The organism is Pelatocladus sp. (genome assembly GCF_059505505.1).
The window spans coordinates 1-7,677 of the sequence record NZ_JCACKS010000256.1; the positions used below are offsets into that span (position 1 = coordinate 1).

Consider the following 7,677-nt stretch of genomic DNA (forward strand, 5'->3'; position numbering starts at 1 on the left):
TCGTAACATCATTTGAGAATCCCTGCGGCTTTAGTCCAGGGAGTACGTCAAGAAATGATCTAAGTATCCCGCCTAGAACTAAAGTTCCAGGCTCATAGCGCAAGTCCACTCAAGTGGACTGGAACAAACTTTTTTTTGAGTCCTCTTCAGAGGACTTGCGCTATGAGACTCGGAATTTATTCCGAGACGGTACAGATGCGCTCTGTCTCCAATTTTCGTTTGCGATCTAAAGCTAAATATTAAACTGCTGTCGTTGATACAGCGACCAATACAAACCCTTTTGCTGCAACAAATCTGTATGTGTACCGCGTTCGAGCAGAACTCCTTTTTCTAACACCAAAATTAAATCAGCACGTTTTAAAGGTGCAAAACGGTGAGCAATTAAAAACACAGTCCGTCCCTGGGAAACTGTTTGCAAGTTTTGCAGTACCTGTTGTTCGGTTTCGCTATCCAAAGCACTGGTAGCTTCATCTAATATTAAAATCGGCGCTTGGGAAAGAAACAACCGTGCTAGGGCTATGCGTTGGCGTTGTCCTCCAGATAAAGCTGTACCCCGTTCGCCAACATTGGTTTCGTAACCGTGGGGTAACTCACTGATAAAGTCGTGGGCAACAGCAAGTCTAGCAGCTTCTACTACTTGTTCTGCGGTGATCTCTGGATTCCCAAGGGTGATGTTATCCAAAATCGAACCGTTGAATAAAAAGTCTTCTTGCAAAACAACGCTAATCTGTTGACGCAAGGAAGTTAGATCAGCACTTTTAATATCAAAACCATCAATCAGGATGCGTCCTGATTCGATTTGATAGAGACGTTGCAAAAGTTTAGAAAGGGTACTCTTGCCAGAACCACTACGTCCCACAATACCAACGAATTGCCCTGGCTGCACGTTAAAGGAAATACCCCGTAGCACAGGTTCAGTATTTTGGCGGTAGCGGAAAAATACTTGATCAAAAGCGACTTGTCCTTTCAGGGGTGGTAAAACTAAACCTGTACCTGCTTCTGCTTCTGGGGCGACATTGAGAATATCGCCAATCCTGTCTACGGAAAGGAGGACTTGTTGCAGATTTTGCCATAGTTGCACTAATCGTAACAATGGGCCAGTAACTCTACCAGAAAGCATTTGAAAAGCAACAAGTTGACCAACAGTAAGTTTGTTTTCAATGACTAACTTAGCACCAAACCAGAGAATTAGTAGGCTAGAGAAATTAGTCAGAAAATCACCGATATTGCTGCTGATATTAGAAGTAGTAGAAGCTTTAAAACCTGTGCGGATAAAACGAGCAAATAAACCTTCCCAGCGATCGCGTGCTACTGCTTCAGCTGCGTGGGCTTTCACCGAATGAATTCCTGTCACTGTCTCCACCAAAAATGACTGGCTATCAGCACTGCGGTTAAATGTTTCGTTGAGCCAGTTGCGGAGAATTGGTGTCGCTACTAGTGTCAGAATTGCAAATAAAGGTAGCACCGCCAACGCCGTAAAGGTGAGGGGAATGCTGTAGTAGAACATCAATACTAAATACACCACAGCAAAAATGCTGTCTAACACCACAGTCAACGCTGTACCAGTGAGAAACTGGCGAATTTGTTCGAGTTCTTGCACCCGTGCAACTGTGTCTCCTACCCGACGTGCTTCAAAGTAAGCCAAAGGTAAGCGCATCAAGTGGCGAAATAGCTGGGCGGACAAACTTAAATCCAAGCGTCGGGCGGTGTGAGTGAAGACAAATAGCCGCAGAATACCAAGTGCAGCCTCAAAAATTGCCACTAATAACAATGCGATCGCCATGACATCAAGAGTTGCCAAACTCTCTTGCACCATGACTTTATCGATCACAACCTGGGTAATGAGTGGCGTTGCTAACCCCAACATCTGTAACGTCAAAGACGCCAGCAACACTTCCCCTAATAGTCCCCGATATTGCCATACTGCTGGTAGAAACCAATTGAGGTTAAATTTTTCCTGCTTTTGAATTAACTCTACTTGCCACAGTTGCCCATTCCAATATTCTTCTACCAATGACTGCGATAAAACTTCACAAGTGCGATCGCCATTGAGGGGATTGGCTATGAGTAAGCGATCGCCCCTGACAGCATAAACTACCACCCAGTTACCATCAGCTTCCGGTGATGCACCCCACTGCAACAAAGCCGGAAATGACAACTGCTGCAAATCAATCCAACTCGCTTGCAATCGTCGCAATACAAACCCTAACTTTTCTCCTGCTTCTACAACATGTTTTGGCTGCTGTCCTCTGACTTGGCGTTGTACCCATTCCAACTTCACAGGTTGATCTAACTGTTGCGCCACCATTGTTAAACAAGCAGCAGCCGTATTCCGACTAGCAACAAACGGATAAGTCTGCTGGGTGGAAGTGGGGAACTGGGAGGTGTGGGGAGTGGGGGGAGTGGGGGAGGAGTATGAGAAATCCTTGTCTTTCTTGTCTTCCTTGTCCCCTTCCCCTGTTTTCCCTGTTTCCCAAAATTCCTCAATTTGTGGTGTGGAAATTTCTGCCCATACTGTTACAGTCCAACGTACTACTACTACATCTTTGCTAGCAGCTACAGCTTTGCATTCGAGTGGTAGTTTCTGCAAGCTACCAAACCAATCACCCACCGTTAAAGTTGCTAGTGGTTTACCAACTCCTTCTTCGCGCAGGCGGACTTTACCACTGACAATCAAAAACTGATAACCTACCCCATCTTTTGGCCAGATTTTTTTTCCTAAACCGAAGCGTAGAGTTTCTGACTTTTGTTGCAATAGGGTTTGCTGTTGTGAACTTAACCAACATAGTGGTGCTTGTGTCCAAGGTAGAGAAGCTAGCACCCTTGTATGTGAAGACTCATCATCTATCAGGTTTAATTCACTTGCAGTTTTACCGTTAGCTTCTGAATTTTCTCTGCTAGCCATTTCTCAAACAACTCATTCTGTAGTGCTTGCTTTAGTTGAGTATCTTCTAATGAAGCTGGCAAAATTTGTTCTACACGAAACAAACCATAACGTTCTTCCAGCTCAATTGGCCCTACTATTTCCATTGGGCTTGCCACATCAATTGCTGCTCTGAGTTTATCAGGCAATGTTCCTCTGCTGACTGGTCCCATCATTCCGTTGACGATTCGATCTTCTGTGAGTGAGTATTCTCTAGCTAATCCTTCAAAGCTAGCTCCTTCCTCAATTTGGGCTTGTAATTCCTCGGCTAATTCTCGATTGTCTACAATAATTCGCGAAATTACCACCCGATCCAGGAAAATTTTCCTTTCGATGAAATATTCTGGCAGTTTGGGTTCTGTGATTACTGCTTTGAGTTTTTCTAACTTGAAGCCCAAAGCAACACTAGAGTGGAAAGAATCATAGTCTTTGCCATTATTTTGTAGCCATTCTTGAAAGCTTTTTGGATCTGTTAGTTGATTTTTGAGTCGAAAATCAATAATTGCTTGTTCAGTAAAAGCTGGACTAATAGCTATATCTTCACGAGTTTGTAATTCTTTTTCTATTACATATTGACGTAGAATATCCCCAATAAGTTGTCCTAATTTTCCAGCGTTTTGCAAATATTTTACTACTTGTCCAACAGAAATTTGTTGCTCATTAACAGTTAAAAAGGAAGAAGATTCCATAGGATAAATACGTAGATCTACGAAGAAGAGTAATTATACATTTTCCCCTCAGAGGAAATTCGTAATTTAGTTGACATTCTCATGCCAAGTTTATATTGCCATGTTAAGTCTTACAAGACAGAGTGGCAACTCTATCTTGTAAATTATTCGTAAAAATATCTACCTAGTATCGGAAAATAATTAGGACAGTCTCGCACAAACAACTAGAGTGTTTTAGAAAAAATAAATACGCCTTCAAAATTTACTGATAATCCTACGTGATTATCATTACAAATTTATTGCTTTTGTTGATTCACATTATGCAACTGTAATTGCCCAAAACCAAGCTAAAAAAATCGCCGCGATCGCACCGATTAATGTATTTAAAATATTCACTAATTCATTCGTTAACCAAGTGTACTTTGATTGCAATGTTGCTCCAATTACACTTTCTATATTTGTGGCAATAAATGCAGCTACTACGCACCAAAGTATACCCAAAGGTTCAACTAAACCAACACCCCAACCCACAAAGGCGATCGCCACCGAAGCTACTACACCAGCCAAAGTCCCTTCTAAACTGACTGCTCCTTCAGTTCCACGAGGAACTGGTTGTAAAGTAGTAATCAAGAAAGTACTCTTGCCATAAGCTTTCCCCACTTCACTTGCACAGGTATCAGACAGCTTTGTACTAAAACTTGCCACATAACCCAGCATTAGTAGGGATCGGAGATCGGCGATCAGAGATTGAGGACTCGGAAGAATTCCCAAGTTTAGCATCCCTACTCCCAAAGCGCACAATGTCCCAATCAAAGCCGAACCCCAGACATTTTCTGGGCCTCTTGCACCAGAACGCTTTTCAGCAATACCTTCAGCTTCTTTCTGGGCCATACCAATACGGGTCACAAAAGAACCAACTAAAAAATAGAACATTACAACTATATATCCTTGCCAACCTAATGTTCCCCAAGTCAAGACACCAAGTAACCCAGCATGGAAGTAACCAGCAGGAGTGAGCAGCTTTTTCGGAGCAATCCAAGCTACAACTAACAGCATAGAATTTAATGCTGTTCCCACAATCCAGGGATTTACAGAGTTAATTAAAGAAAACATTGTTTCTGCGTTTAGGTATTTTATTTAAGTTATCAGTTATCAGTTATCAGCGTCGTATCTGCTCAATTTATGGGGAGCATCCCAAATGTTTTAAATCCCCGTAGGACGAACATCGCCAAGTCTTTTTCAAAAATTGTGATGCTTCCATTTATGGGAATTAATTGATAACTGTTCACTGATAACTGTCACAAACAGGATATCCAATTTCCGCTACACTCCCAAACCCCCATAAACTTGTCACCCAGTGAAATCACGCAGCTATTTTTTGAAGCTTTGGTAAATTTTTGATGCTTATTTATTAAAGTGATGCATATTAGCATTATTTTTTCGCAAGAGAAGCTGATGATGGATTGTAAGAAAATTATCTTGTAGTTTGAAACACTAAGTTAAAAATGTCATCAGACCTCACAGGCAATTCCCTAGATCAAGCTAGAAGTTTTACATTTACAAATAATTCCTACACATTTAGTGATCAGGTTTCTCTTAAAGATCCTGTTGATTTTTATAAATTCACGCTTGAGGGTAAGAGTAGTTTTCTACTAGACTTAACTCATTTAAGTGCCAATGCCGATGTACAGTTGATTCAAGATGCCAATGGCAATGGTGTAACAGACAAGGGAGAAGTCATTGCTGCTTCCAAGCGTGCTGGAAAAAAAGCTGAATCAATCAACACAACCTTAGAAGCTGGTACTTATTATATTCAAGTCCATTCCACAGGTAGAGCCAAAACCAAGTATGAATTGAGCGTTTCGGCAATACCGATTGATAATGCAGGTAACACTCTAGATACAGCTTGGAATATTGGTGAAATCTCTGCTAACTCTCAAACTATTAGTTATAGGGATTGGGTAGGTAAATCTGACAGCTATGACTATTATAAGTTCAACATCAGTAGTACTGGTGATGTCAGTTTATCACTCAAAGATTTAGGTGCTGATGCAGATATACGACTGTTAAATTGGCAGGGTGAGAATCTCGCTGGTTCTGCCAATATTGATAATACTGATGAATTTATTACCAGTAATTTGACAGCAGGAACCTATTATGTAGAGATTTATTCGTACAACGGTAATCAAACTTTTTACAATCTGCATTTATCATTAACATCGCCAGATTCTACAGCAGTAATTCAAAGTTCAGATCAACTAGGCTCGGTAGATGATGGCAACAGTACAGCTATAATACCGACTACTGCTAATAGTAATCAAGGTACACTTAGGGCAGATACATTTATATATACATCGAATTCTACACAAACAGTATTTTCTGGCAAAGGTAATATTGACTTTGGTAGTGGAGGGCGAGACATACTAGATCTCTCTGCTTTTGTATCTACACAAGTCCTATCGTTTAACTACGCTAATACTACGAATGGCGGCGTCATTTACGATCCTGGTAATTCAGTAGCCCGTGTCTTTGATGCGATCGCCTTCTCTGACGGTAAGCAAATTTTATTTGAGGGTATCGACACTATTAAGTTTGCAGATACTGTCATAAATTTATCAGTAACACCAAATGACCCGCTATTTAACAAACAATGGAACTTGCACATGATGGATGTGCAGAAAGCTTGGCGGTTCACCACGGGTTCAGATCAGGTATTAATAGGAATTGAAGATACAGGATTAGCACCTGACGTTAACGGTTATCTTCACCCAGATTTGCGATTTACCAATAGTATTGGTTCTAACTATTTTGATGAGTATTCATCTTCTTCTCACGGAACCTTAGTCCAGGGAACGATCGCTGCTGCTAGTAACAATAACATTGGTATAGCTGGCATCAACTGGAATTCTCCCGTTATGCAGATCGATGTCATTGGTGGTAATCCTGGCGACTATAGTTTAGCTGATGCTACACAGACATTAATCAATTGGGCCCATAGTCAGAATAAGCCTATAGTAATTAACCTCAGTCTTTCTGGTGGTTACTCAACAGCATTGGAAGAACTAATTGCAAACAACCAAAATGATGTCTTGTTTGTGCTCGCTACTGGTAACGGTAATCAAAATACTATTTCTAGCCCTGCGGATTTAGCTAAGAAGTACAAAAATGTCACTGCGGTAGGCGCTTCTTGGGGAACTCAAGACTATTATGGTAATCCGAAAACACCAGGAACAAGAGTTGACTATCCTAGTGAAGGCGTACAGTGGTGGGGTTCTAATTATGGAGAAGGTTTAACTTTAGTAGCACCAACAGAGTTTACCTCTACCAGTGCAACCCGCAACACATCCGACCAATTCTACAACAAATTAGACTACGCAACCAATTTCAATGGTACTTCTGCTGCAACAGCAAATGTCACAGGAGTAGCATCTTTAGTGTGGAGTGCTAATCGAAGCTTAACAGCAACACAGATACGCTCAATTCTTTCAGACACTGCTTACGATCTTGGTACTCCCGGTTACGATACAGTCTACGGTTACGGCGTTGTCAATAGTGATGCAGCTGTGCGACGCGCTATAGCTCTTTCTAGAGTAGAGACTACGGTTTGATAATTTTGTTTGCTAATCTTAAATTGACTCTAGGAATGGGCTTAAGCCTCGGATTCGTGAGCGTGTTTTGGCTGAGGCTATTTATATATGAAGCGTAGTTATAAGTAAGTGGGTCAAATTAAATATAAAACCTCACCCTCAATCCCTCTCCTTACTAAGGCTACGGTGTACACACAAGTCAAAATTTTTCATGTTGAAACTGTATCCCGCCTCGGAATAAATTCCGAGGCGGTACTGAAAGCAGTTGTGATGAAGGAGTTGGAGGAGATGCTGGGATGAGTGATACTAGACTTCTCCAGAAATGGGATATCGACCCTGACTATAAATAAGAATAAGGCTAATAAGGCTTGTATATCCTTATTTCGGAGATGTCTAAGAATGTTGGGTAACGATCGCGCTCAACCCAACCTACAATTATCTTTAACACCAAGCGTATTGATTTATATTCCCTGTAGCAGCTTCCGCCTTCCCTGTAGCA

4 protein-coding genes are annotated in these 7,677 nt (G+C 41.4%); 1 reads left to right on the forward strand and 3 read right to left on the reverse strand.

Annotation, left to right across the window (positions count from 1 at the left end; all coding sequences use genetic code 11):
* Window positions 1–232: 232 nt before the first annotated feature.
* The 3 genes from AC5JMK_RS26735 to AC5JMK_RS26745 form a co-directional block, all read right to left on the reverse strand.
* Complete coding sequence (locus tag AC5JMK_RS26735) at window positions 233–2,905, reverse strand: peptidase domain-containing ABC transporter (RefSeq protein ID WP_096676525.1); 2,673 nt, start codon at window positions 2,903–2,905, stop codon at window positions 233–235.
* Window positions 2,854–3,612: a peptidylprolyl isomerase gene (locus AC5JMK_RS26740; RefSeq protein WP_096676524.1), complete on the reverse strand. Its 759-nt coding sequence runs from the start codon at window positions 3,610–3,612 to the stop codon at window positions 2,854–2,856. The genes AC5JMK_RS26735 and AC5JMK_RS26740 overlap by 52 nt, the downstream gene beginning before the upstream one ends.
* A 297-nt stretch (window positions 3,613–3,909) precedes the next feature.
* The gene (locus AC5JMK_RS26745) at window positions 3,910–4,704 is read right to left on the reverse strand and encodes a TIGR00297 family protein (RefSeq protein WP_096676523.1); all 795 of its coding nucleotides are present in this window, start codon (window positions 4,702–4,704) and stop codon (window positions 3,910–3,912) included.
* A gap of 392 nt (window positions 4,705–5,096) precedes the next feature.
* Here AC5JMK_RS26745 and AC5JMK_RS26750 point away from each other — a divergent pair, with 392 nt between their 5' ends.
* Window positions 5,097–7,199 (forward strand): S8 family serine peptidase, encoded by a 2,103-nt coding sequence (locus AC5JMK_RS26750; RefSeq protein ID WP_495911370.1) that lies wholly within the window; start codon window positions 5,097–5,099, stop codon window positions 7,197–7,199.
* Window positions 7,200–7,677 lie beyond the last annotated feature (478 nt).

Coding starts and splice junctions, on each gene's coding strand:
- AC5JMK_RS26735 (WP_096676525.1), bottom strand. CDS start 2,905: ATGGCTAGCAGAGAAAATTCAGAAGCTAACGGTAAAACTGCAAGTGAA.
- AC5JMK_RS26750 (WP_495911370.1), top strand. CDS start 5,097: ATGTCATCAGACCTCACAGGCAATTCCCTAGATCAAGCTAGAAGTTTT.
- AC5JMK_RS26745 (WP_096676523.1), bottom strand. CDS start 4,704: ATGTTTTCTTTAATTAACTCTGTAAATCCCTGGATTGTGGGAACAGCA.
- AC5JMK_RS26740 (WP_096676524.1), bottom strand. CDS start 3,612: ATGGAATCTTCTTCCTTTTTAACTGTTAATGAGCAACAAATTTCTGTT.